Below are 24,768 nucleotides of genomic sequence, written 5' to 3'. Positions count from 1 at the left end.
GCTGATCGGCCGTAGGCCCGTGCGCGGCGGGTCAGCCCTTCTCCCCGACCGTCACCGGCCGGTCGTCGTTCAGCTCGGTGAAGAGTTCCTTCGCCTTCGCCTCGTTCCACTGCACGGCGCTGCCCTTGGGGGTGCGGAGGTTGAGGTTCGACACGGGGACGTTGAGCCGCTTGCCGTCGCCCGCCGTGACGCCCTTCATCGCCTTGAACAGCGAGGTGAGGTTGGTCAGGCCGGTGTCCTCGTCCACGATGAGCGTGCCGAGGCCCGCGCTCATGGTCGGGTAGACCTTGGCCGGGTCGAGCAGGATGTCGGGCTCGGCGGCCTTGCGGGCGAGGGCGGCCAGGAACTTCTGCTGGTTCTGGCTCCGGCCGAGGTCGCCCTGAGCCTCCTGGTGGCGCTGGCGGACGAAGGCCAGTGCCGTACGGCCGTCGAGGGTCTGACAGCCCTTCTTGAGGTTCGCGCCCGACTTCTTGTCCCTGACAGCGCGGTCCAGGCAGATCGGGACGCCGCCGATGGCGTCGACGATGCCCACGAAACCGGCGAACCCGATCTCCGTGTAGTGGTCGATGTGCACGCCCGTGTTGCGCTCGATGGTCTGGACGAGCAGATCGGGGCCGCCGAACGAGAACGCCGCGTTGAGCTTGTTCTTCGCCGCACGGTAGTGCTTGCCGGTGTCGGGGCGGATGTACGGCGGGATGGTCACCCACGAGTCGCGCGGCAGGCTCACCATCGTGGTGCCGTGGGCGCCGGTGTGCAGCAGGATCATCGAGTCGGTGCGGCGGCCCGCGTCGGCCGAACCGCCGGTGTGCAGGTCCTTCTTGGCCCGGTCGGAGAGGCCCACCCGGCTGTCGGAGCCCACGATCAGGTAGTTGGTCCCCTTGCCCTCCGGCATCCGGTCCGCGATCTTGCTCAGATCGACCTCGCGGTTGAGCTGGGTGTCGGCCCAGACGTAGCTGCCCAGGGAGCCGCTGAGCAGGACAGTCACCAACAGGATCGCCGTCCGCCTGATCCGGCGGCGGCGCGGTGAGCGCCGGGCGGCGCGCCGCCCGCGGCCCGCACGCCCGCCTTCGGGGCCCGAGCGCCCTGCGCCGGGGCCCACCCGGCCGGGCCGGACCGCACGCCCGTCGTTCCCGCCGGGTGCGTCGGAGCGCACCGGGGGCGTCGGCGCCGGTACGGGCGCCCGGACGCCGGGCAGCGGACTGTTCATGGGCCTTGCCGGGTCCATCTGGGGCCAGTGCATCTGAGGCGGAGGCCCCGGAGAGGGGTGCGTCTGGGGCGGGAGCTCCTGGGTCGGGTGCGTCTGGGGCAAAGACCCCTGGGGCGGGTGCGTCTGAGGCAAAGGGCCCTGGGGCGGATACATCTGGGGCGGCTGCATCTGGGGCGGGTACATCTGGGGCGGCTGCTCCTCCGGGGGCCACACCTGCCCGGGGCCGGGGTACGTCGTCTCCGTTTCGCCGCCTCGCCAGGTTTCGGGCGGCCTGTCCAGCCAGTCATTCATGCGCGGAAGTCTCCAATGTCATGTCCTCTTCACCAAGGAGGGCGCGGATCTGCACAAGCGAGCGGGAGGGTGCGGGACCGGGCCGGCGGCCGGCCGTGGGCCGGTGCCCGGGGCGTCCGCACGGCACACGGCCGTACGGACGCCCCTCAGGGCCCGTTACGGGGTCATCTCGACGTCAGGCCCTCGTACGCGACCGTTTGGCCGATCTGCTGGGCCGCGGTGCCGGAGCGTTGCATGCGCTGCCACTTCAGGCGGGTGCCGAGCAGGAAGGCCACCACGGACTGGATGACCACCAGATACATCAGCTGCCGGTAGACGAAGAGCTGGAAGGGCATCGCCCACAGCGACTTCACCGGCTCCCGGTCGAGCTTCAACGCATAAGCGCAACAGGCCAGTTGCAGCCCTAGGAAGCCGAACCACACGGTGGCCGCGAGCACCGGGCCGCGGAACAGCGCCGCGTACAGCGCGAAGACGTCGACGACCGGCGCGAGCAGCGGCAGGGCGACCTGGAAGAGCGCGAGGTAGCTCAGCCCGCGCCGTCCGAACCGCCCCGCCGGGCCCACTTCGATGACGGCCCGGCGGTGCTTCCACATCGCCTGGATCGTGCCGTAGCACCAGCGGTAGCGCTGCCGCCACAGCTGCCGCAGCGAGGTGGGCACCTCGGTCCAGGCGATCGCGGACTCCTCGTAGACCACCCGCCAGCCCGCCTGCCACAGGGCCATCGTCAGGTCGGTGTCCTCGGCGAGGGTGTCCTCGCTGACGCCGCCCACGCCCATCAGCGCATCCCGGCGGAAGGCCCCGATGGCTCCGGGGACCGTCGGCATGCACTCCAGCACCTCGAACATCCGCCGGTCGAGGTTGAACCCGAAGACGTACTCCAGGTGCTGCCACTGGCCCAGCAGCCGGCCGCGGTTGCCGACCTTGGTGTTGCCGCTGACCGCCCCCACCGCCGGGTGGGCGAGCGGCTGGATCAGCCGGTAGACGGCATCCGGCTCGAAGACCGTGTCGGCGTCGACCATGACCACGATCTCGTACCGGGCATGCGCCAGGCCGGTGTTGAGGGCTGCCGCCTTGCCCGCGTTGTACTGGCGGATCACCTCCACGCGGGGGTCTCCGATCCGGACGGCGATCTCCGCCGTGTCGTCCGTCGACCCGTCGTCGATCACGATGACCTGCATCTCCACGTAGGTGGAGGCGAGCAGCGAACGGACGGTGGACTCGATGCCCGCCTCTTCGTTGAAGGCGGGCACCAGCACCGTCACCGGACCGGCGACCTCCCGTAGCCAGGGGGAGCCTGGACGGAAGCGGGTCAGCCGCCGGACGTGCGTCCGGGCGAAGACGACGAGGGACGCCAGCCGCAGCACGCCCAGGGTGCCGGCGATGCCCAGCACCCAGGTCATGCCGTGCACGAAGGCGTAGCCGGCGACCTTGACCCAGACCAGGGCCTTGCCCAGCCCCTGTTCGGTGCCGGAGACCGTCTTCTCGGCCGGGGCCAGCTTGGCCCCGGCCGTCACGGTGGTGAACCTGTCGACGTTCCGGTTGGCGAGCAGCCGCTCGGTGTCCTTGTAGGCGGTCTCGTTCTGGCTGAACTGCCGGACGAGGCCCTGCGCCGGCTTGCGGTACCACCGGTCGGCGGCGACCAGTGTGTAGCCCTCCGCGCCGGCCTTCTTGGCGGCCTTCCACTCCGCGCCGCACATGGTGTCCGCCGAGGTGGTCTGCGGCAGCCGCAGCAGCCTGGTGTGGATGCCCACCGTGCCGGCCAGCGCCTTCTGCGTGAGCGAGAGCTCCATCCGGGCACGCAGGGGCGAGGCCTCGCCCATGACCGCGCCGGTGTAGGTGTTCGAGCCGATCTCATGGCCCTCGTCCCTGATCCGCCGTACCAGGTCCGGGTGTTGGGCGGCCTGGGCGCCGTACAGGAAGAAGGTGGCGTGGACATGGTGCTTGCGCAGCAGGTCGAGCAGCCGCGGCGTCCACACCGGGTCGGGTCCGCCGTCGTAGGTGAGCGCCACCGTACGGGCCGGCATCGCGGCGGTCTTCACGGTGCCGCCGCGAAGATCCACCACCGGGCCGCCCTTCTCCACCGCCGGCGGTACGGGCTGGGTGCAGTCGCTGCGGACCTTGGCGGCATCCACCTCATGGGTGGTCCAGCCCTCGAGGAACAGGGCACCGAACACCAGGGGGAGCACAAGGCTCAGCAGCAGCCAATGGCCGCGCGGGTCCCGGGACTGGGCATGCCTGCCCCGGTTGCTCCGGCCCCTCACGTCGCGACCGGAACGGTATCGGGCGCGGCCGGAAGGGTCTTGGGCGCGGCCGGAATGGTCTTGGGCGCGGCCGGGGTGAGGTGTCTTGAGAAGGGGGCGGTGGTGGGGGTGTGGGGGAGTGTGGGGGTGTGGGGGTGTGGGGGACTGTGGGGGGTGGTGCGAAATGTGGGGGTCATGGGGGGTGTGGGGGTGGGGGATGTGGGGGTAGTGCAGGCGCTGCGGGTGCCGGCGGTGCCCGTCGGGGCGACCGCCGTGACGGGAAGGGGAAACGGCGCAAGGCCCTCGGAGGCCGAGGCCTTGGCCGATCTGCCCGTCACGGTCACTCGCCCGGTCGGAACCCGCCCGTCGCCGGCGGCAGACGCCCGCAGGGGAGCGCATCCGTCGGCGGCGGCCGGGTTCCGCACAGCCTTTCCCTGCCAGTCCGAAGCGTCGGCACATGGCTGAGAAACGGGTATATTTTGCCGTTTTGAGTTCCCGCTGGCCTCACACATGGTCGGCGAGTGTACTCACCAGTCACCCTCAGCAGTGGAGAACTTCGCACATCTCTCGCCACCTTGACAGGGCCGCACCCCACCGCCCGCACTCCCGCACCCCGCGCGCATATGACCAGGTCACGGCCGGTCTCGCGCACACCACGCGCGGCCTGGTGCACTGCGCCGCACAGCGTCGAGCCACCCCGTTTTGAGAGTGTTCTAACACCTGACGCCGACTCACCCGGCACACGCACGTAGGTCCGTCCGGCCAACTCCTGGCCGGAATAGCCCTTATCCCACCGTTCCGAAGGATCTAGCGTTGACTCCGTGACCAGATATGAAATCTGGTCACGGAGTCAGAGGGGGACTGACCGTGGACCGGGTGGAGCGTCGTGCACGCATCCTCGACGTGGCCGGGGACCTGCTCCTCGCCTGGGGCTACGACCGGGTGACGATCGATGAGATCGCCCGGCGCGCCAAGGTCGGCAAGGGCACGGTCTACCTCCACTGGAAGACCAAGGACGCGCTGTTCCTGGCAGTCGTCCTGCGAAGCCAGTTCCGCAACCATCACCGGCAGGTGGAACGCATGCGCGCCGATCCGCTGGAGATCCTGCCGAGCCGGATGCTGCGCGGGCTCTTCTGCGACTTCCTGAATGATCCGGTGCTGCGGGCCGTATACACCGACGACGCCGACGTCCTCGGCCGGCTCAACGAGACCGCGAAGAAGGAACTCACCGAGCTGATAGCCGAAGGCGACCGGATGCTGTGCCGCCATCTCGAAGTGCTGCGCGGGTACGGCCTGGTGCACGACGACCTCGAGGTGCACCACCAGCAGTATGCCCTGATGGCCATGGCCACCGGCTTCTTCACGGGCGAGGCCCTGCTTGCCGGCCGGTCCCCGGTCACCCCGGAGGTACGCGCCGACATACTCGCCCGCACGGTCCGCGGCGCGCTGGAGACCCCCGGCGGGCAGAAGGCCGCGGCCGCGGCGGCGCCGGAAATCATCGCGCTCTACGAACAGTTCGGGGAACTCACCCTGCGCGAGATCCGCCGGCAGGTACGCGACTGACCCGGCCGGTCCGGCCGATCCGCCTGCCACGGCGGCGCGGCCGACGCCGGACCGACTCCCCCACCGACCTCCCAGACCGACTCCCGACCCGGAGGAGAACGAAAGATGTCGGCATTACCCACCTCACCGTTCGCTGCACACGTCGGGAAACACCCGGGCGAGCCGAATGTGATGGACCCGGCGCTGCTCACCGACCCGTTCGCCGGCTACGGCGCGCTGCGCGAGCAGGGCCCGGTCGTACGCGGCCGCTTCATGGATGACTCACCCGTCTGGCTGGTGACGCGGTTCGAGGAGGTCCGCCAAGTCCTGCGCGACCAGCGGTTCGTGAACAACCCGGCGGCGCCCGCCCTGGGCCACGCGGCCGAGGACAACCCGCTCACCAGGCTGACGGACATGCTGGGCCTCCCCGAGCACCTCCGCCCCTACCTGCGCGGATCGATCCTCAATTACGACGCCCCCGATCACACCCGGCTGCGCCGCCTGGTGTCACGGGCCTTCACGGCCCGCAAGATCACCGACCTGCGTCCCCGGGTCGAGCAGATCGCCGACGCACTGCTGGCCCGGCTGCCCGAGCACGCCGAGGACGGCGTCGTCGACCTCATCCAGCACTTCGCCTACCCGCTGCCGATCACCGTCATCTGCGAACTGGTCGGCATACCCGAAGCGGACCGCCCGCAGTGGCGGAAATGGGGTGCCGACCTCATCTCGATGGAGCCGGACCGGCTCGGCACCTCGTTCCCGCCGATGATCGAGCACATCCACCAGATGGTCCGGGAGCGGCGCGGCGCGCTCACCGACGATCTGCTCAGCGAGCTGATCCGTACCCATGACGACGACGGCGGCCGGCTCAGCGACGTCGAGATGGTCACCATGATCCTCACGCTCGTCCTCGCCGGTCACGAGACCACCGCTCACCTCATCAGCAACGGCACGGCGGCGCTGCTCACCCACCCCGACCAGCTGCGCCTGCTCCAGGGCGACCCGGCCCTGCTCCCCCGTGCGGTCCACGAGCTGATGCGCTGGTGCGGGCCGGTGCAGATGACCCAGCTGCGCTACGCCGCGACCGACGTCGACCTGGCCGGCACCACGATCCGCCGGGGCGACGCGGTCCAACTCATCCTGGTGTCGGCGAACTTCGACCCCCGCCACTACACCGACCCCGACCGGCTCGACCTGACCCGCCACCCCGCGGGCCATGCAGAGAACCATGTGGGCTTCGGCCATGGGGCGCACTACTGCCTGGGCGCCACACTCGCCAAGCAGGAGGGCGAGGTCGCCTTCGGCAAACTGCTCGCGCACTACCCGAAGATGGCGCTGGGCATCGCACCGGAACGCCTGGAGCGGACACCCCTGCCGGGCAACTGGCGGCTGACCGCGCTGCCGGTGCGGTTGGGGTGAGCACCGCTCTCGCGGCAGGCCGCCCGGACGGTCTGCCGCGGGGGCCCGGGGCTTTCAGCGGATACGGCTCGCCTTCAGCGAGTACATGAGGGGGACGCGGGGCCGGTCGCCGGGGAACCGGTGATAGCCGTCGTCGTCACGTCGCAGTGCGGCGAAGCGCTGGAACATCGTCATGTCGTGTTCGTGCAGGAAGTCGATGCGCAGGCCGGCGCCGGCCAGGGCCGAGACGACCTCGCCGAGCGGGTGCTGCCATTCGACGCTGCGGTGGTGGACCGTCGGTGCGCCGAAATCCGCGTACGTACCGGGGGTCTCGTCCACCCATGCGTCGCGGCTGAAGTAGTCGTGGACGAGGCGCGATCCGGTCTCGTCGTCCAGGGCGTCGCACAGCGGGTGGAATTCGGCGAGGTAGAGGAAGCCGCCGGGAGCGACGAGACAGGCGGCGGTGTCGGCCCAGCGCTCCAGGTCCGGAAGCCAGTTGAGGGCGCCGATGCCGGTGTAGACGATGTCGTACGCGGTGTCGGGGACGGCTTCGGCGGCGTCATAGACGTCGGCGGCGACGAACGCGGCGCGGTCCGGGCCGTAGCCGAGCTCGGCGGCCAGCTCACGGGCGGTGTCGATGGCGGGTTCGGAGAAGTCCAGGCCGACGACCCGAGCCGCACCGCGATGCGCCCAGGAGAGGGTGTCCTGGCCGAAATGGCACTGGAGGTGAAGGAGGGACCGTCCGGTGACGTCCCCGACCTCCGCAACCTCGAAATCACGGAGCACGTCGCGCGCCCTGCGAAATCCTTCCTGGTCGTAAAAATCGCTCACGGTGTGGAGGGCGACGCGCTCGTCCCACATCGCGCGGTTGGCCTCCCACCAGTCGTCGGGACCGGTGTGTCTTCGCATACAGCGAAGTTATCCACAGGCTTGTGGCCCTCGCCAACGGATTTCCTGCGCCGGGCGCAGAATGGGCCCATGACTGACGAGACGACCGCAGACCCAGGCCCCGCCACCGCTCCGAACCCTTCGCACTCTTCACACACGTCAACGGCCGATAGCCACCACACGGCCGTGACGGGACCGGCCTCGGCCGACCCGGCAGCGGTGACGGGCGGTGCGACGAAGAACTCGGGTGGCCCGGCGGATACCCGCGGCGCGGAGGCCGCGATGCCGGACTGGGAGAAGCGCTTCCGCGCGCCGCGGATCGGGCTGCCGGACTGGGCCGAGGACGCCCCGGACCGCTCCCTGTTCGTCTCGAACGCCACCGGCACCTTCGAGCTGTACGCCTGGGACCGGGCGACCGGCAGCCAGCGGCAGGCCACGGACCGGCCGAACGGCACGACGGACGGCACGCTGTCGCCGGACGGCGAGTGGATCTGGTGGTTCTCGGACACCGACGGGGACGAGTTCGGCGTCTGGATGCGGCAGCCGTTCGCCGGCGGCCCGGATGAGCCGGCCACCCCGGGGCTCGCCGCCTCGTATCCGGGAGGGCTGGCGATCGGCCGGGACGGCACGGCGGTCATCGGGTGCTCCACGGACGAGGAGGGTTCGACGGTCCACGTCGTACGGCCGGGTGAGGCGCCGGTGGAGATCTACCGGCACCGCGAGTCGGCGGGCGTCGGCGACCTCTCGCACGACGGCTCGCTGATCGCCCTCGAGCACACCGAGCACGGCGATGCGATGCACTCCGCGATCCGCGTCGTACGGCCCGACGGGTCCACGGTCGCTGAGCTGGACGACACCAAGGGCGGGACCGAGGAGCTGGGCCTGTCGGTGATGGGTTTCGCGCCGGTGGACGGGGACGCCCGGCTGCTGGTGGGGCACCAGCGGCGAGGCCGCTGGGAGCCGATGATCTGGGATCCGCTGACGGGGAAGGAGACGGCCCTGGAGATAGACCTGCCCGGGGACGTGGGTGCCGACTGGTATCCCGACGGGTCGGCGCTGCTGGTGGAGCACGAGTACCAGGCACGGAGCGAGCTGTGGCGCTACGAGCTGGGCCGGCCGGGCGGCACCGGTGCTCCGGCCGGTGCCGCGGACGCGGCTGCCGCGCCCGGTGGTCCTCGGCTGACGCGGGTCGAGACCCCGGCCGGCTCGGTCTCGGGTGCGACGGCGCGGCCGGACGGCACGGTGGAGTTCCTGTGGTCGTCGGCGGCACAGCCCCCGGAGGTGCGGTCGACGAGCGGCAAGGTCGTGCTGGACCCGCCCGGCAGGAAGGCGCCCGGTTCGGTGCCAGTGCGGGACGTATGGGTGGAGGGACCGGGGGGCCGGATCCACGCGCTGGTGCAGCAGCCGGCCGGTGAGGGCCCCTTCCCGACGGTCTTCGACATTCACGGCGGCCCGACCTGGCACGACAGCGACGCCTTCGCCTCGTCCCCCGCTGCCTGGGTGGACCACGGCTTCGCGGTCGTCCGCGTCAATTACCGCGGCTCGACCGGCTACGGCCGCGCCTGGACGGATGCGCTCAAGCATCGCGTCGGGCTGATCGAACTGGAGGACATCGCCGCGGTGCGCGAGTGGGCGGTCTCATCCGGCCTGGCGGATCCGGAGCGGCTGGTCCTGTCGGGCGGCTCCTGGGGCGGCTACCTGACCCTGCTGGGACTCGGCACCCAGCCGGAGGCCTGGGCGGTGGGCCTGGCGGCGGTCCCGGTCGCGGACTACGTCACGGCGTACAACGACGAGATGGAAGCGCTCAAGGCGATGGACCGGACCCTGCTGGGCGGCACCCCCGAGGAGGTCCCGGAACGCTTCGAGGCGTCGTCGCCGCTGACCTATGTGGACGCGGTGCGGGCACCGGTCTACATCTCCGCGGGCGTCAACGACCCGCGCTGCCCGATCCAGCAGGTGGAGAACTACGTCCAGCGGCTGGCGGACCGCGGCCATCCGCACGAGGTCTACCGCTACGACGCCGGCCACGGCTCCCTGGTCGTGGAGGAGCGCATCAAGCAGGTCCGCCTGGAACTCGACTTCGCCCAGCGGTATGTGATCGAGAAGAACTAGAGACGGAAGAGGAGGCGGAGAGGGGCGAGCGGCACCGGGGGCGTCCCGCGGGGGCCGGGCTCCGGGGGTGTTCCCGGGCTCGGGCGGGGCGGGCCCGGTCAGGCAGTGGCGTGATGTGCCAGCGCCGCATGGGGATCGGCGCCCTCGCTGGTGTGATCGGTGTGCACGGTCGCGGCGGTGAGCCGGGGGACGGCGTGGATCAGGGCGTGTTCTGCGGCGACGGCGAGGGCATGCGCCTGCACCACGGTGAGACGGGAGTCCACGACGATGTCGGCCTCGGCCCGCAGGGTATGGCCGATCCAGCGCATCCGGACCTGGCCGATGCCGCGGACGCCGTCCACCGTGCGCAGAGCCGTCTCGGCGGCGTCGACGAGTACGGGGTCGACGCAGTCCATCAGCCGCCGGTAGACCTCCCTGGCGGCGTCGCGCAGCACCATGAGGATGGCGGCGGTGATCAGCAGACCGATGAGCGGGTCGGCCACCCGCCAGCCGAGGGCCGCGCCGCCCGCGCCGAAGAGGACGGCGAGGGAGGTGAAGCCGTCGGTACGGGCGTGCAGGCCGTCGGCCACCAGCGCGGCCGACCCGATCTTGCGCCCGGTACGGATGCGGTAGCGGGCCACCCATTCGTTGCCGATGAACCCGACCACGGCGGCCGCTGCCACCGCCCACAGGTGGGTGATGTCGCGGGGGTTCAGCAGCCGGTCCACGGCCTCGTAGGCGGCCAGCGCCGAGGAGACGGCGATCGTCAGCACGATGGCGATACCCGCAAGGTCCTCGGCCCGGCCGTAGCCGTAGGTGTAGCGGCGGTTCGCGGCCCGGCGCCCGAGGACGAAGGCGATGCCCAGCGGAACGGCGGTCAGGGCGTCGGCAGCGTTGTGGATGGTGTCGCCGAGCAGTGCCACCGACCCCGACAGCACCACGACCACCAGCTGGATCGCGCTGGTCAGGCCCAGGATGCCGAGCGAGAGCCAGAGAGTGCGCAGGCCCTGGCGGGAGGTCTCCATCGCGGTGTCGATCTTGTCCATCGCGTCATGGCTGTGCGGGGTGACGAGGTGGACGACCCGATGCCGGATCCGTGACCAACGGCCGGAACCGTGGTGGTCATGACGATCACGGTGAACGTGGTGGCCATGGTGACCCTGGCGGTCACGGTGCTCCTGGCGTTCATGGTGGCCGGGTTGGCCGTGACCGGAGGGATGGGGGTGGTGGCCCTGGGCCTCATGGGCGTGAGGGGGGTGAGGGGGGCGCTGAGGGTGACGGGCGTGATCATGACCATGCGGGTGGGTGCTCTTGCCTGCCATATGGCCTACCGTGGCACGCCGATCCGATTGCGGCTACTGCCGTGATACAGCCTCTGACCAGGTGCAACACGGTCGCAGTAGCGGGGTCCCGGCGGCCGGCTTCAGGCCCGCGGGGCCGGGGCCGCCGCACCCTCGCCGGCGCCCCGCTCCTCGCCCTGAGCCGCGCCCCCCTCCGGCGCCGGACCTCGCCCTGGGGCTCCCCCCAGCACCGGGTCCTCCTCCGCCACGATTCCCAGCGCCGCATCCCTGGCGGCTTCGGCGTCACGGCGGAAGAGCCGGAACCACATGAAGACGACAAAGCCGGCGAAGACGAACCACTCGCCGGTGTAGCCGAGGTTCTGGAAGGCCTTGAGGTCCAGGCCGCTGCCCTCGGCGGCGGCCGGGGGGACGGCGCGCAGCGGCGCCTGGGTGTCGGTGAGGGTGATCCAGGCGTCGTAGACCTCGTACGGCACGATGTTGACCAGCGATGCCGCGCTGATCATGCCGAGCTGTCCCTGTGGCAGCCCGCCGCCGGCCTGCACACCGTCGGTGCCCTGGTTCTCGGAGGCCTGCAGCGCGCCGGTGACCGTCACCTCGCCCTTGGGCGGCGCGGGCACCTTGGCCGTGTCGGCCTTCGAACCGGCGTCGCCGGGCAGCCAGCCCCGTACGACCGGCAGCGCCTTGCCGCCGTCCGTACGCAGCAGATCGAGGACGTAGAAGCCCTGCTGCCGGCCGTGCTTGTCCTTCAAGGTGCGGTCCGGTACGAGCAGTTGGTGCCCGGTGTCGTAGTGCCCGCGGGCGCTGGCTTGCCGTCCGGAGGTGACCGTGTCGACGGGCAGCAGACCGCCCAGCGGACGGGCCGCCTCGGTCTTGGCCCGGGCGGAGCGGTCCTCCTGCTGCTGATGGGTGTTGACGCGGTCCTCGAAGCGGCTCAGCTGCCAGCTGCCCATGAAAAGGCACAGCGGAATCGCCAGTACGGCGAACACATTGATTCCCCACCACCGCGGGGTCAGCAGGAACCGGTACACACCACCACGGTACGGGGCCCGTGCGACGGGGCCGCACCGCCCCCTCCGGCCTCCTCCGGCCATGCCCCTGCCGCCGCCCCCTACGGCGCGGCCAGCGCCTCGGTGCGGTACACCGTTCCGGCGCAGGCGTCCGTGACCTTGGCGTCGGCCGCGGAGGGTTCGCCGGCCTCCGGCGTATGGGTGAGAACGATTCCACCGGACGCGCTGCCGCCCCCGGATCCCTCGTCGCCGCCCGCCTGGCCGCCACCGCTGCCGCTGCCGCCACCGCTGTCGCCCGCCGCCGTGGCCCCGGCGTCCGGCGACTGCCCCGGGTCCTTGGAGGGCGCGGGGGTGGGCGAGGGGCCGGGATTGACGCATCCGGTGGTGCCGCCGCCGGACTGCGGGATCCAGGCGAACTTGACCTCGTACGCCTGCCCCGGCTTGAGAACCAGCTGGTCAGGGGTGGTGGCCGGGTCGGGAAGGCCGGTGGCCTCATCACCCGAGGTGTGGTCGACGACATGGATGTGGTCAGGGTTGGTGGAGCCGTGTGCGACCAGCCCGACGGTGCCGCCGCCCTCGACGGAGCATGCGGCGCCGGAGGTGTTGACCACCCGGAACGTGCCGTAGATGCGGCCCGTGGAGTCCGCGGGACCGACGGTGCTGCTGCCGTTGCCGAGCTGGTTGCGCCCGCAGGCCGGCGAGGTGACGTCCATGGTCTCGTCCGGGCCGGGGGTGCCGGCACCCGCCCCGGGGCCCGCGCCGTTCTTCCCCCTGGCCTGGCCATCGCCCTGCGGCGCGCCGCCGCCCGGCGTCTCGCCGCCCTGCCGGCTCGGCCGCGGGCCGGCCTGCTCGGTGCCTTCGCCGTGTGCGCCGCCGGTACCGCCCTGGGCGTACTGGTTGCTTGCCGCCTTGGCGGCCCGTTCCTCGGAGCCGTCGGCGAGGTTCACCACGTGGACCATGGCGGGGATGGACGTCCCGCCGAGGAGCAGCGCGGCGGCCGCGCCCAGGACGGCATGGCGACGGCGCTGACGGCGGGCGGGCACCGCGCGGCGCAGCTGTTCCAGCGCGTCGGGCGCGGGTTCGAGGCCGCCGACGCTGGACTGCAGCAGCCGCCTCAGGTCGTCCTCGCCACCGAAGCCGCCGAAGCCGCCGGTGGGGTGGCTGCGGCCGTGGCCGTCGCCCGTGCCGCCGCCGAAGGCGGTGCCGGTGTGCTCCTCGCTGTCGCTGCCATACGTATGACCGTCGGGCCCCTCACCGGCGTCCGCTCGGGCCAGGGCACCGAGCGGGCCCCCTGCCGTGCCCACGGGTGCTCCCCCGGCGCGCGCCGTCGCGTCGTCCGTAGTTGCGGCTACGTCGTCCGCACCGGCAGCTGCCTGCTCCGCGACACCGATGTCATCGCCGTCGCCGGAATTTTGGCCGGATTTCGCGCCTCGCCACGCCGTTTCGCCCCGCCGAAGGCCCGCGCGCAGCTCGTCCCCCGGGCGGCCCGCCCCCGGCTCCTCGCCCGGATGACCGGCTCCCCGTTCGCCTCCGGGATGCCCCTGCGCCTCGCGCGCCGCGTACAGCTCACGTACCGGGCCGAGCGACCGGCCCGACGCAACCGGTCCGAGCGGCCGGCCCGACGCGGCCGGGTACCCCTGGCGGGCCGCGCCGGACGGGCCACACGAGTCGAACGGGTCGTACCGGCCACGCGTCGTGCCACTCATGCGGGAGCCTCCATCGCGACGCGGAGCGCCGCGATGCCCCGCGACCCGTAGGCCTTGACGGAACCGAGCGATATGCCCAGCGTCTGGGCCACCTGCGCCTCGGTCATATCGGCGAAGTAGCGCAGCACCAGCACCTCACGCTGCCGGCGCTGCAGACCGCGCATCGCCTGGATCAGCTGGTCCCGCTCCAGCAGGTCGTAGGCGCCCTCCTCGGCGCTCGCCATGTCGGGCATCGGCTTGGAGAGCAGCTTGAGACCGAGGATGCGGCGGCGCAGCGCGGAGCGCGAGAGGTTGACGACCGTCTGCCGCAGATAGGCGAGGGTCTTCTCGGGCTCGCGCACGCGTCCACGCGCGGAGTGCACGCGGATGAAGGCTTCCTGGACGACGTCCTCGCAGGAGGCGGTGTCGTCGAGGAGCAGCGCGGCGAGACCGAGCAGGGAGCGGTAGTGCGCGCGGTAGGTCTCGGTGAGGTGGTCGACTGTGGTGCCCGCTGCCATCGCGTCGTCAGTGTCCCCACGCTGCGGAGGAATCTGCGCGGGACGCGTGGTGGTGGGCCAGGGAGCGATCACTGGCATGCCCCCGGACGCAAGGGACCGCGGCGGGCGCACTGTCGCGCCCGCAGCCCCCGCCGGGGCGATGGTGAATCCGAGTACCTCTGCCACGCTTGTTGGACACGCTTCCCCCTATAAGGGTTGTACGCGCAAGGCACCGCTTTTGACGATGCATCAAATGCCCTCATGCGCACCAGCTCTTCCTGAATGCCCTCATTGCCCGACGCGAATTCCCCGATACCGCGGCCTCACCCTGCGACCCGCGGACATCCCGGGCCACCCCTGCGGGCGGCCACAAAGACGCTCCCCGCCCAACTGCCGGTTGCAGTCTGGCGGGGAGCGAATGGCCGAACAGGCCGTCAGTCCAGATCAAGAGGTTCGGACCGGTAATCCGCTCACAGAATCTTCACACGCTCCACGAAGTATCCCCCAGGCGGTGGGCACACGACGCCCGATCCCGCCAACTCGGCTCCCCACCACGGCCGGAGCCCGCACCGGTATCCCGCCGCAACCTTAAAGGTCCGGCCCCCTCAAGGGACCGGACCCACCACCGCACCCCCACGGGGGTCCGCCCTACCCCTAAGGGCATCAGGCTCTCCCCTCAGGGGCATCCCGCTCTATCCCCGAAGCTCCCGCGCCACCAGCTCCCCCACCTGCGCCGTGTTCAGGGCAGCTCCCTTGCGCAGATTGTCCCCGCACACGAACAGCTCCAGCGCCCGCGGATCATCCATGGAGCGCCGCACCCGTCCGACCCAGGTCGGATCCGTACCGACGACATCGGCAGGGGTCGGGTACTCGTCCTCGGCCGGGTCGTCGCTGAGGACGACCCCGGGGGCGGCGGCCAGGATCTCGTGCGCACCGCCGACCGAGACCTCGTTCTCGAACCGGGCGTGCACGGTCAGGGAGTGGGTGGTGATCACCGGCACCCGTACACAGGTGGCGGTGACCGGCAGATCCGGCAGCCCCAGGATCTTGCGGGACTCGTTACGGATCTTGAGTTCTTCGGAGGACCAGCCGTCCTCCCGGAGCGTGCCGGCCCAGGGCACGACATTGAGGGCGATCGGCGCCGGGAACGGCCCCAGCGTGTCCCCGACGGCCCGGCGCACATCGCCGGGCGTGGTGCCCAGCTCCGTACCGGTCACCGCGGACAGCTGAGCGCGCAAGGTGTCGACGCCGGCCTTGCCCGTCCCGGAAACGGCCTGGTACGAGGAGACGATCAGCTCGCTCAACCCGTACTCGGCATGCAGCGCCCCCAGCGCGACGATCATCGAGAGCGTCGTGCAGTTCGGGTTGGCGATGATGCCGCGCGGACGCACCCGCGCCGTGTGCGCATTGACCTCGGGCACGACCAGCGGCACGTCCGGGTCCATCCGGAACGCGCCGGAGTTGTCCACGACCACCGCGCCCTTGGACACCGCGACCGGTGCCCACTGCGCGGAGACCTCGTCGGGGACGTCGAACATCGCGACATCGATGCCGTCGAAGGCCTCCTCGCTCAGCGCGACGACCTCGACCTGTTCACCTCGCACGGTCAGCTTGCGGCCGGCCGAGCGGGGAGACGCGATCAGCCGGATCTCGCCCCAGATGTCGGCCCGCTCGGACAGGATGCCGAGCAGGACCGAGCCGACGGCGCCGGTGGCGCCGACGACGGCGAGATGCGGCTTGGCGGCCTTACGGGCGTCCGCCCACGCCGTATCGGCGAGGGACGGACGGCCCGCCTCGGCCGGAATCATCGGCCGGTGCCGCCATAGACCACGGCCTCGTCACTGTCGGTGTCGAGACCGAAGGCGGTGTGCACGGCCCGTACAGCCTCGTTGACGTCATCGGCACGGGTGACAACCGAGATACGGATCTCGGAGGTCGAGATGAGCTCGATGTTCACGCCCGCGTTCGACAGCGCCTCGAAGAACGTCGCCGTGACCCCGGGGTTGGTCTTCATCCCCGCGCCGACCAGCGAGATCTTCGCGATCTGGTCGTCGTAACGCAGCGAGTCGAAGCCCACCGCCGCACGGGTCCGCTCCAGGGCAGCGACGGCCTTGCGGCCCTCGGCCTTGGGCAGCGTGAAGGAGATGTCGGTCAGACCGGTCGACGCGGCGGAGACGTTCTGCACCACCATGTCGATGTTGACCTCGGAGTCCGCGATCGCACGGAAGATGCGCGCGGCCTCGCCCGGCTTGTCCGGGACTCCGACGACCGTGACCTTCGCCTCGGAGGTGTCATGTGCGACGCCCGAGATGATTGCCTGCTCCATCGGCTGGTCCCCTTGCGGTTCGTTGCTGACCCATGTGCCCTTCAGCCCCGAGAACGAGGAGCGGACGTGGATCGGGATGTTGTAACGGCGTGCGTACTCGACGCAGCGGTGCAGCAGCACCTTGGATCCGGAGCTGGCCAGCTCCAGCATGTCCTCGAAGGAGATCCAGTCGATCTTCCGGGCCTTCTTCACGACCCGGGGGTCGGCGGTGAAGACACCGTCCACATCGGTGTAGATCTCACAGACATCGGCGTCCAGGGCGGCCGCCAGCGCGACGGCGGTCGTGTCCGACCCACCGCGCCCCAGCGTCGTGATGTCCTTCTTGTCCTGGGACACACCCTGGAATCCGGCGACGATGGCGATATTGCCCTCGTCGACGGAGGTCTTGATGCGGCCCGGCGTGACGTCGATGATCCGTGCCTTGTTGTGCACGGAATCGGTGATGACGCCTGCCTGGCTACCGGTGAAGGACTGCGCCTCGTGACCGAGGTTTTTGATCGCCATCGCCAGCAGGGCCATGGAGATCCGCTCTCCGGCGGTCAGCAGCATGTCGAACTCGCGCCCCGACGGGATCGGGGACACTTCCTGCGCGAGATCGATCAGCTCGTCCGTCGTGTCGCCCATCGCCGAAACCACCACGACAACCTGGTTGCCGTTCTTCTTGGCTTCGACGACTCGCTTGGCAACGCGCTTGATGCCCTCGGCATCCGCAACGGATGAGCCGCCGTACTTCTGCACGACAAGGCCCACGTGCGCTCCTCGCAACTGTCTCATCGGGAGTTTCCTCCCGGACCCCCGGAAATGGGGGTACTGCGGTCGGCTCAGTCTAACGAGCAAGCGGAATCCGCCCTGCTGATACCACATCGTGAGACATGCGACTCACTGGTTGATCACGGATTTTCACCGTGATCACCTGTCCCGTGAGTTCTCACGTCCCGAGGCGGCTCCACAAGGCGCACCGTCGCGCCCGCTCGGCGAGCACATGCCCGCTTCTGGGCAGTACACACGAAAACGTAACCCAGGTCACAAGCTCCGGCCACGGCGAAGAGACCCACGGGGCGGACGCCCCCGGCTCACATTCCCCGCAGCCCCAGTGGCCCCGCGATCTCCGCCACCATGACCTTTCCGGCCTCCTCGGCGAGCCGTTCCTCGTCGCCGGTGACGCCGCTGTCGGTGTCCAGGCCGTCCAGCTCGACCAGCGGCTGGTCGAGGCGTACGTGGGCGACCAGCGACTGCAGCGCGCGCAGGGCGGCCGAGGCGGTCGGGCCCCAGTTGGACAGGTAGGAGAACTGCCACCACCACAGGGCCTCGCTGACCCGGCCCGCCCGGTAGTGCGCCAGGCCGTGCCGCAGGTCGGTGATGATGTCGGCCAGGTCGTCGGAGATCCGGCTGGCGACCGGCTCGCTACGCGGCACATACGGATCGAAGACCTCGGAGTAGACGTCCACCGGGTCGAGCAGGGCGGCGAAGCGCTCGCGCAGCTCGTCGACGTCCGGCTCCGGGCCGGTGTCCGGCTCGTACCGTTCGTCGGGAACGAAGTCCTCGTGGGCGCCCAGACGGCCGCCGGTGAGCAGCAGCTGGGAGATCTCCAGCAGCAGGAAGGGCACCGCGCTGTCCGGTTCGTCACCCTTGGCGACCTCCGTCACCGCGACGATGAAACTCTCGACCGAGTCGGAGATCGATACGGCGAAGTCGTCCGGGTCCTGTGTCGCGTTGTGCAGCGTGGCATCAGACATCGAGAAGTCTCCTCCCTTCGAAGGCCCGCCCGAGCGTGACCTCGTCCGCGTACTCCAGATCGCCTCCGACCGGCAGACCGCTCGCCAGCCGCGTCACTCTCAGGCCCATGGGTTTGATCATGCGGGCCAGATACGTGGCCGTGGCCTCGCCCTCGAGATTCGGGTCGGTGGCCAGAATCAGCTCGGTGACGGTGCCGTCCGCGAGCCTGGCCAGCAGTTCCCTGATCCGGAGGTCGTCGGGTCCCACGCCCTCGATCGGGCTGATCGCACCCCCGAGGACGTGGTAGCGACCGCGGAACTCACGCGTCCGCTCGATCGCCACGACGTCCTTGGGCTCCTCCACGACGCAGATGACCGCCGGATCACGCCTCGGGTCCAGGCAGACCCGGCACTGCTCCTCCTGCGCCACATTGCCGCAGGTGCCGCAGAACCGGACCTTCGCCTTGACCTCCATCAGCGCATTCGCGAGCCGGCGGACATCGGTGGGCTCGGCCTGAAGAATGTGGAAGGCGATCCGCTGCGCGCTCTTGGGACCGACGCCGGGCAGCCTGCCCAACTCATCGATCAGGTCCTGGACCACGCCTTCGTACACGGAACGTCTTCTTTCTCTTCTGCCGTGATGCGTACGCTAGTTGGCTACTCCTCAGAAGGGGAGACCCGGGATTCCGCCACCGCCCAGACCCTGGGCGAGCGGACCGAGCTTCTGCTGCTGGAGCTGCTGGGCACTGGCGTTGGCATCGCGGACCGCGGCCAGCACGAGGTCGGCGATCGTCTCGGCCGTCTCCTCGGCGGAGTCGGTGTCGACCGCCTTGGGGTCGATGACCAGGCCCGTGAGTTCACCGGAGCCGGTCACCGTGACCTTGACCAGGCCGCCGCCCGCGGAACCCTCGACGGGTGTCTCCGCGAGCTCCTGCTGGGCGGCCGCGAGGTCCTGCTGCATCTTCTGGGCCTGCTGAAGCAGCTGCTGCATATTGGGCTGACCACCGGGGATCACGACGTGACTCCTGCCATACGACAACGTTTGTGCGGTAGCCCGAGCCTACGTGTTTCACGGGCCCCGCGCCCTACGCCGTAGGGAGGAGCACGGGTGTACGCCTGGTGTACGCCCGCTTACCCGTTCTCCGGCCCCGCACCCCGGACTTGCCCGCGCACCGCCGCGCTGCCTACGCGGTGCCGCCGAGCCGGCTACGCACCGTGGAAGCCCCCTCCCGTTGGGCCTTCCCGCTCATCCACTCGCTGCCGCTACACGACCACTCGCTGCTACAAAACCGCTCGTTGTTACGTGACCACTTGCTGCTGCTGCACGCCCACGTGTTGTTGCACTCTTCCCCCACTCGACTACTCGTTGTTGAACTCTTCCACCACGGTCGCGCCGAGTTCGCGGACGATCAGGTCGTGTCCGCTGAGCGCGGAGTCGACGAGGTCGGGATCGTCCTCGGCCGGCATGTCGTACTCGATCGATGTCGGCGGGGGCTCCGGCGGCACGTAGGAGGCCTCCGCCCGGGGCGCCGGCTGCCCGCCGCCCGCGGACGCCGACGGGGAGACGGCCTCCCGCGCCATCCGCGCGCCCTGGCTGCCGCCGGCGCTGCCGCTGCCACCACCGGCCGCGCCGCCGCCCTGCCCGTGCTGCCCGTACTGGCTCCCGGACGACGGGGGCGACGACGGGCCGCCCTGCTGGGGCGGGGACTGCTGTCCGCCCTGCTCGGACGCGGCGGTCGCCCCACCGCCGAAGCCGCCGCCCCCTCCGCCGCCGAAGCCGCCACCGCCACTACGGGGAGCGCCGCCGGCCGGCGGGTTGGCCCCGCCCGACGGGTCGACGATCGCCTCGACCCGCCACTGCACCTGGAACCGCTCGGCCAGTACGTCCTTGAGGACGTCCTCGCTGCCGCCGTTGGCGAAGCTGTCGCGGGCGCCGGCATTGGGGAAGCCGATCTGGAGCGTCGTGCCGTCGAAGCCGGAGACCTGGGCGTTCTGGCTCAGCAGGATCCACGTGAAACGCCGGCGGTCCTTCACCGCCTCCAGGATGTCCGGCCACATCTGCCGCACCTGAGCGGCACCCTGCGCCGCCCCCGGAGCGGCCCCGGTCTGGGGCTGCTGGGATACGGGCGGCGCGGGCGGGCCGGCCACCGGCTCGGGCGAAGGTGAGGGTGCGGGCGCGGGTGAAGGCGCGGGCGCGGGCGACCCGCCCTGCGGCGCCTGGCCCCCCTGCCCCGGCGCCACGGCCGTGGGCCACCCACCGGGCTGCCGCCCGCCACCGGGACCATTGCCGCCCCCACTGGCTCCGCCGCCTCCATTGGCTCCGCCGCCATGGGTTGCGCCGCCGCCAGGGCCCCGGCCCGTGCTCCCGGGCCAGGCTCCGGGGCGCGCTGCCGCGCCGTCACGGCCACCGCCCTGCGCCTCGGCCTGCGGAGCGGACGCCGGGCCGCCCTGCGGGGCCGCCCCGCCACCGCTGTCACCCCACTGCTGCTCTCCGCCGGACACTGCGGGGGCGGCCGGAGCCGGCGCGGACGGAGCCGGAGTAGGGGGAGCCCCCGCAGGGCCCGCCGTACCGCCGTTCGCCGCGCCCCGCACCGCGGCACGCGCGGCGGCCGGCCCGGACGGTGCGGCCGGTCCGGACGGCCCGGTCGCCGGCATCGCCGGATGAGCCTCCGGCCCCGGTACATATCCGGCCGCGGGCCCACCACCGGACGCCACCACGGGCGCCGGCCCGGCCCCGGGGCCTCCCCCGGCGCCCGCACCGCCGCTCATGCCACCGGCCCCGCCGCCGCCCAGCAGCGCCGCACCGGCGCCACGCTCCAGGCGGTCGAGCCGCGCCTGCACCGACCGCTCGTCGTCGTACGCCGCGGGCAGCAGCACCCGCGCACAGATCAATTCCAGCTGCAGCCGCGGCGAGGTCGCCCCGCGCATCTCCGTCAGACCCGTATTGACCAGATCGGCGGCCCGGCTCAGCTCGGCCGCCCCGAAGACGGACGCCTGCGCCGTCATCCGCTCCACCACATCCACGGGGGCGTCGATCAGCCCCTTCTCCCCCGCGTCCGGCACCGCCGCCAGGATCACCAGGTCCCGCAGCCGCTCCAGCAGGTCCGCGACGAAACGCCGCGGGTCGTTGCCGCCCTCGATGACCCGGTCCACGACCTCGAAGGCCGCTGCGCCGTCCCCCGCGGCGAACGCCTCCACGATCGAATCCAGCAGCGAGCCGTCGGTGTACCCCAGCAATGCCGTCGCCATGGCATACGTCACACCGTCCGCACCGGCGCCGGCGAGCAGCTGGTCCATCACGGACATCGAGTCACGCACCGACCCGGCCCCGGCGCGCACCACCAGCGGCAGCACCCCGTCCTCGACCGGGATCTCCTCCCGACCGCACACCTCGCCCAGGTACTCCCGCAGGGTCCCCGGCGGCACCAGCCGGAACGGGTAGTGGTGCGTACGCGAGCGGATCGTCCCGATGACCTTCTCGGGCTCGGTCGTCGCGAAGATGAACTTCAGATGCTCCGGCGGCTCCTCGACGACCTTCAGCAGGGCGTTGAAGCCCGCCGAGGTCACCATGTGCGCCTCATCGATGATGTAGATCTTGTACCGGCTGCTGGCCGGCCCGAAGAACGCCTTCTCCCGCAGCTCACGGGCGTCGTCCACGCCACCGTGCGACGCCGCGTCGATCTCGATCACATCGATCGAGCCCCGGCCGTTCCTGGCCAGGTCCTGACAGGACTGGCACGTCCCGCAGGGCGTGGGAGTGGGACCTTCCTCACAGTTGAGGCAGCGCGCCAGGATCCGCGCACTGGTCGTCTTGCCACAACCTCGCGGCCCACTGAACAAATAAGCGTGATTGACCCGGTTGTTCCGCAGTGCCTGCTGCAGCGGATCGGTCACGTGCTCTTGCCCGATGACCTCGGCGAAGGTCTCGGGGCGGTAGCGGCGGTACAGCGCAAGGGACGACACGCATACGACGATATCGGGCCGCACTGACAACCGACGGGCCCCGTAAACGCAAGCGCCCCCCACGCACCCGCCAGAGCCGACCTACCCTTGCTGCCTTCCGGCCCTGGGGGAGTTCAGTCAGATAGCGCCACGTGAGGGGCTGCGCACCACAGTAGCGGATCCCCCGCCCGGGAAACGAACCCACACCCCACCCCGGACCCGCTCCCCTCCCCCTCCGACCCCCTCCCCACGATCATGGTCGCGAGCACTCCCCAACGTCTTGTATTGTTTGCGGCGGAGGATTCGCCTAGTGGCCTAGGGCGCACGCTTGGAAAGCGTGTTGGGGGCAACCCCTCACGAGTTCGAATCTCGTATCCTCCGCCAGTGCCTCACCGGGCACAACGTCGAAGGGCCCCACCGCTTGCGGTGGGGCCCTTCGCGGTTCTGCGTCTCGGCTCTCCGCCCTGGTCCCTGTCTCCCCGATCGAGAGTCATTCCTGCTCCTGCTCGAAAACGTGAAGCGCGGTAGTCGACGTCCGTGCGCAGCGTGGCCGATCGAATCGAGGAGTACCGGGCCCCTGGGCGGCAGCTCAGCCGGCCGGCGCCGCCATCTGCCGGCTGCGGCCTGCCACTGGATCACGTACGGGATGGCGGAGCCGAGTGCGGCATCGGCGTCGGCTCCGCTTCCAGCCGCGCTCGCCGGCACGCCGTCGGCCAGGGCCGCATTCCGCAATGGTCGTGCCCGGATTTGGTCATGTCCGGATCCGGGTGGGTCCATGGAGTTAAAAGGCATGCCAATTGCGCACTCCGAACTCGTTAAGGTCCTTTTCAGTGACTGCTTCCCGACGTACCACTGAAGCCTTGTGTGTACGCGAACAGGGGGAAGCAGGATGAGCGGGCAGTTCGGTGTCGATCCCACGGTGCTGACGGAACTGGCGGGCACATTCGACCGGGAAGCGAAGGGCCTGGCCGTCCCGATCCATACGTTCACGGCGACGGCGTCGGAGGTCGGAGAGGCATTCGGCATCCTCGGTGCCTGTGACGGCGCCACGGAGAAGTATCAGAAGCTGCTGAGCAGCACCGTCAAGGCGCTGGGGCACCTTCCCGACGTACTCAAGAGCGACGCTGACCGGCTGCGGATCAACGCCTCCCGCTATCAGGACGCGGACCAGGCCGCCATCGGCCACCTGCGGTCCGTGCCCCGGTACCAGGGGGCCTGAGGTGAGCGTCAACAGCTGGATCGACGGCAAGGTCCTTGAGATCCTTCAGGCATTCGGTGTAGATCTTCCCGGAGGCAACGGCGACACGCTCCGTTCGATCGCCCGTGGTTGGGACTCCATGGGCACCGAACTGACCGGGGCCGTACGGGTCCTCGACCGCGCCGTCGCGGGTGTCGACAAGCAGGGCTGGCACGGTGCGGCCCACGATGCCTTCGAGAAGCACTGGCAGGACCAGAAGAAGACCCTCACCGACGCCGCGAAAAATTTCCACCGTGTCGCCGACGGGTTGCGGAACTTCGCCGATGAGATCGACAAAATCAATGAAGAGATCATCGATATCTGCGTCCAGATCGCCGAGATGGAAGTGCTCGGTGCCGCACTGTCCGCCTTCACCGGATTCCTCTCCGACCTCGTCGCCAATACGGCCGTTGCCGCGAAGGTCGCCAAGATCGTGGACCTGGTCAAGCTGTTCACCTCGGCGGCCGAGAAGGTGGCGGCCCTGCTGGAGCGCTTCGCCGGGCTCAGCGCCGAGACCGCGGCGACGCTGGAGAAGATGCTCTCCACGGTGGCCCGGCTCAGCGCCAGGTTCGCCACGAAGACCGGGGAGGGCTTCGCGACGAACTTCGTCGCCGACTCGGCCAGCTCGATGCTGAACCAGGCGGTCACCGGACAGCGGGTGACGGTCGGGGACGACCTCGTAGGCGGCAGCCGAGCCGCGCTCGGGACGGCGCTGTTCGCCGGAGGCAGCGCGACGCTGGCGGACGCCGCGGGCGCGACCGGGGTGGCCGGCCGGATGCTGAGAGGGGACGGCCTGCTCGGCACCACCGTGAACGGCGCGGCCGGCAATGTGGCAGGCGGGCTCACGGCGGACGTCTGGTCCGGCAAGGACGGGTCGACCAGCGCATGGGACGCGGGGACGAATGCCCTCACCGGTGGGCTCGGAAACGCCCAGAATCACGGTGTCCACCACGCTCTGGAGCAGCACGGGAGTCTCGGCGGCGAAAACCTCAGCGACCGGGGCAAGCTCGCCGACAGCACGTTCAGGAACGTGGTGGACACGGGCTTGAACACGGGTGTCTACGGGGCGGGTTCCGGCATCGAGTCGGATGCCCAGAGCCTGGTCGAGGACGAGAAGAAGATGGCCAAGGGCGAATGAGAGCTGTCGGCGACGTGACACTTGCGGCCGTCTGGCACCCGGATCCGCACCACCCCATTACCTGGGCCATGTTCTTCGGGGCGCTCATCGTGGTGGCCGGGAGCGCGATGGTCCTCATCGGTGTGTTCGCGGCGGTCGACACCTGGCGCAAGGCCGGACGGCCGCGTGGCGATTCCCTGCGCGGGGTGCTCCTGGGCGGGGGCTGCTGTCTGGTGGCGGGTCTTGCGGTCGCCGCCTTCGGTGTCTGGCTGTACTGACCGTCT

The 24,768-nt window shown here is 70.7% G+C and carries 20 protein-coding genes, 1 tRNA gene and 1 other RNA gene; 8 read left to right on the top strand and 14 right to left on the bottom strand.

What is annotated here, in order from left to right; genetic code table 11:
- Positions 1-31: 31 nt before the first annotated feature.
- Positions 32-985, bottom strand: coding sequence for an LCP family protein (locus tag CFW40_RS19065; RefSeq protein ID WP_371127284.1), 954 nt, complete (start codon positions 983-985; stop codon positions 32-34).
- A 677-nt stretch (positions 986-1,662) separates the two neighbouring features.
- Positions 1,663-3,759 carry a bifunctional polysaccharide deacetylase/glycosyltransferase family 2 protein gene (locus tag CFW40_RS19060; RefSeq protein WP_088799031.1) on the bottom strand — a complete coding sequence of 699 codons (2,097 nt, stop codon included), beginning with the start codon at positions 3,757-3,759 and terminating at the stop codon, positions 1,663-1,665.
- A gap of 855 nt (positions 3,760-4,614) precedes the next feature.
- Here CFW40_RS19060 and CFW40_RS19055 point away from each other — a divergent pair.
- Entirely contained in the window at positions 4,615-5,301 is a 687-nt protein-coding gene (locus CFW40_RS19055; protein WP_256331393.1) for a TetR/AcrR family transcriptional regulator, read from the top strand.
- Positions 5,302-5,406: 105 nt separating this feature from the next.
- A complete protein-coding gene (locus CFW40_RS19050; RefSeq protein WP_088799029.1) occupies positions 5,407-6,699 on the top strand; it encodes a cytochrome P450 in 1,293 nt (430 codons plus the stop codon).
- Between the two features lie 54 nt (positions 6,700-6,753).
- Here CFW40_RS19050 and CFW40_RS19045 read toward each other — a convergent pair whose 3' ends face one another.
- Complete coding sequence (locus CFW40_RS19045; protein ID WP_088799028.1) at positions 6,754-7,587, bottom strand: bifunctional 2-polyprenyl-6-hydroxyphenol methylase/3-demethylubiquinol 3-O-methyltransferase UbiG; 834 nt, start codon at positions 7,585-7,587, stop codon at positions 6,754-6,756.
- A 261-nt stretch (positions 7,588-7,848) separates the two neighbouring features.
- Here CFW40_RS19045 and CFW40_RS19040 point away from each other — a divergent pair, with 261 nt between their 5' ends.
- Positions 7,849-9,678 carry a prolyl oligopeptidase family serine peptidase gene (locus tag CFW40_RS19040; RefSeq protein ID WP_088799027.1) on the top strand — a complete coding sequence of 610 codons (1,830 nt, stop codon included), beginning with the start codon at positions 7,849-7,851 and terminating at the stop codon, positions 9,676-9,678.
- Between the two features lie 98 nt (positions 9,679-9,776).
- On the opposite strand, the gene CFW40_RS19035 is transcribed toward CFW40_RS19040, so the two are convergent.
- Positions 9,777-10,751, bottom strand: coding sequence for a cation diffusion facilitator family transporter (locus tag CFW40_RS19035; RefSeq protein ID WP_088802213.1), 975 nt, complete (start codon positions 10,749-10,751; stop codon positions 9,777-9,779).
- Positions 10,752-10,781: 30 nt separating this feature from the next.
- Between CFW40_RS19035 and CFW40_RS38960 the strand changes: the two genes are divergently transcribed.
- Positions 10,782-11,024: a hypothetical protein gene (locus tag CFW40_RS38960; protein WP_176956265.1), complete on the top strand. Its 243-nt coding sequence runs from the start codon at positions 10,782-10,784 to the stop codon at positions 11,022-11,024.
- Positions 11,025-11,080: 56 nt separating this feature from the next.
- On the opposite strand, the gene CFW40_RS19030 is transcribed toward CFW40_RS38960, so the two are convergent.
- From CFW40_RS19030 to ffs, 10 genes are all read right to left on the bottom strand, one after another.
- Positions 11,081-11,986, bottom strand: a complete 906-nt coding sequence (locus tag CFW40_RS19030) for an SURF1 family protein (RefSeq protein ID WP_088799026.1) — start codon at positions 11,984-11,986, stop codon at positions 11,081-11,083.
- Between the two features lie 80 nt (positions 11,987-12,066).
- Positions 12,067-13,671, bottom strand: coding sequence for a hypothetical protein (locus tag CFW40_RS19025; RefSeq protein ID WP_088799025.1), 1,605 nt, complete (start codon positions 13,669-13,671; stop codon positions 12,067-12,069).
- Positions 13,668-14,246: a SigE family RNA polymerase sigma factor gene (locus CFW40_RS19020; protein ID WP_256331395.1), complete on the bottom strand. Its 579-nt coding sequence runs from the start codon at positions 14,244-14,246 to the stop codon at positions 13,668-13,670. The genes CFW40_RS19025 and CFW40_RS19020 overlap by 4 nt, the downstream gene beginning before the upstream one ends.
- Before the next feature lie 593 nt (positions 14,247-14,839).
- Positions 14,840-15,955 carry an aspartate-semialdehyde dehydrogenase gene (locus CFW40_RS19015; RefSeq protein ID WP_088799023.1) on the bottom strand — a complete coding sequence of 372 codons (1,116 nt, stop codon included), beginning with the start codon at positions 15,953-15,955 and terminating at the stop codon, positions 14,840-14,842.
- A complete protein-coding gene (locus CFW40_RS19010; protein WP_088799022.1) occupies positions 15,952-17,223 on the bottom strand; it encodes an aspartate kinase in 1,272 nt (423 codons plus the stop codon). The genes CFW40_RS19015 and CFW40_RS19010 overlap by 4 nt, the downstream gene beginning before the upstream one ends.
- A 323-nt stretch (positions 17,224-17,546) precedes the next feature.
- Complete coding sequence (locus tag CFW40_RS19005; protein WP_088799021.1) at positions 17,547-18,209, bottom strand: DUF5063 domain-containing protein; 663 nt, start codon at positions 18,207-18,209, stop codon at positions 17,547-17,549.
- Entirely contained in the window at positions 18,202-18,801 is a 600-nt protein-coding gene (gene recR / locus CFW40_RS19000) for a recombination mediator RecR (RefSeq protein WP_018089931.1), read from the bottom strand. Before recR ends, CFW40_RS19005 begins: the two co-directional genes overlap by 8 nt.
- A 51-nt stretch (positions 18,802-18,852) precedes the next feature.
- Positions 18,853-19,203 (bottom strand): YbaB/EbfC family nucleoid-associated protein, encoded by a 351-nt coding sequence (locus CFW40_RS18995; RefSeq protein WP_088799020.1) that lies wholly within the window; start codon positions 19,201-19,203, stop codon positions 18,853-18,855.
- A gap of 344 nt (positions 19,204-19,547) precedes the next feature.
- Complete coding sequence (locus CFW40_RS18990) at positions 19,548-22,151, bottom strand: DNA polymerase III subunit gamma and tau (RefSeq protein WP_088799019.1); 2,604 nt, start codon at positions 22,149-22,151, stop codon at positions 19,548-19,550.
- 45 nt (positions 22,152-22,196) lie between these two features.
- An RNA gene (gene ffs, locus CFW40_RS18985) (signal recognition particle sRNA small type) lies at positions 22,197-22,295 on the bottom strand.
- A gap of 131 nt (positions 22,296-22,426) precedes the next feature.
- Here ffs and CFW40_RS18980 point away from each other — a divergent pair.
- The 4 genes from CFW40_RS18980 to CFW40_RS18965 all read left to right on the top strand — a co-directional run bounded on the left by CFW40_RS18980 (position 22,427) and on the right by CFW40_RS18965 (position 24,762).
- A tRNA-Ser gene (locus tag CFW40_RS18980) sits at positions 22,427-22,514 on the top strand.
- Positions 22,515-23,019: 505 nt separating this feature from the next.
- Positions 23,020-23,349 carry a type VII secretion target gene (locus tag CFW40_RS18975; protein ID WP_088799018.1) on the top strand — a complete coding sequence of 110 codons (330 nt, stop codon included), beginning with the start codon at positions 23,020-23,022 and terminating at the stop codon, positions 23,347-23,349.
- A 1-nt stretch (position 23,350) separates the two neighbouring features.
- Complete coding sequence (locus CFW40_RS18970; protein ID WP_088799017.1) at positions 23,351-24,505, top strand: WXG100 family type VII secretion target; 1,155 nt, start codon at positions 23,351-23,353, stop codon at positions 24,503-24,505.
- Positions 24,502-24,762 carry a hypothetical protein gene (locus CFW40_RS18965; RefSeq protein ID WP_088799016.1) on the top strand — a complete coding sequence of 87 codons (261 nt, stop codon included), beginning with the start codon at positions 24,502-24,504 and terminating at the stop codon, positions 24,760-24,762. Before CFW40_RS18970 ends, CFW40_RS18965 begins: the two co-directional genes overlap by 4 nt.
- Positions 24,763-24,768 lie beyond the last annotated feature (6 nt).

Origin of the sequence: Streptomyces sp. 2114.4, from assembly GCF_900187385.1 — a bacterium.
GTDB lineage: Bacteria > Actinomycetota > Actinomycetes > Streptomycetales > Streptomycetaceae > Streptomyces > Streptomyces mooreae.
This window is presented reverse-complemented; position numbering and strand designations above follow the sequence as displayed.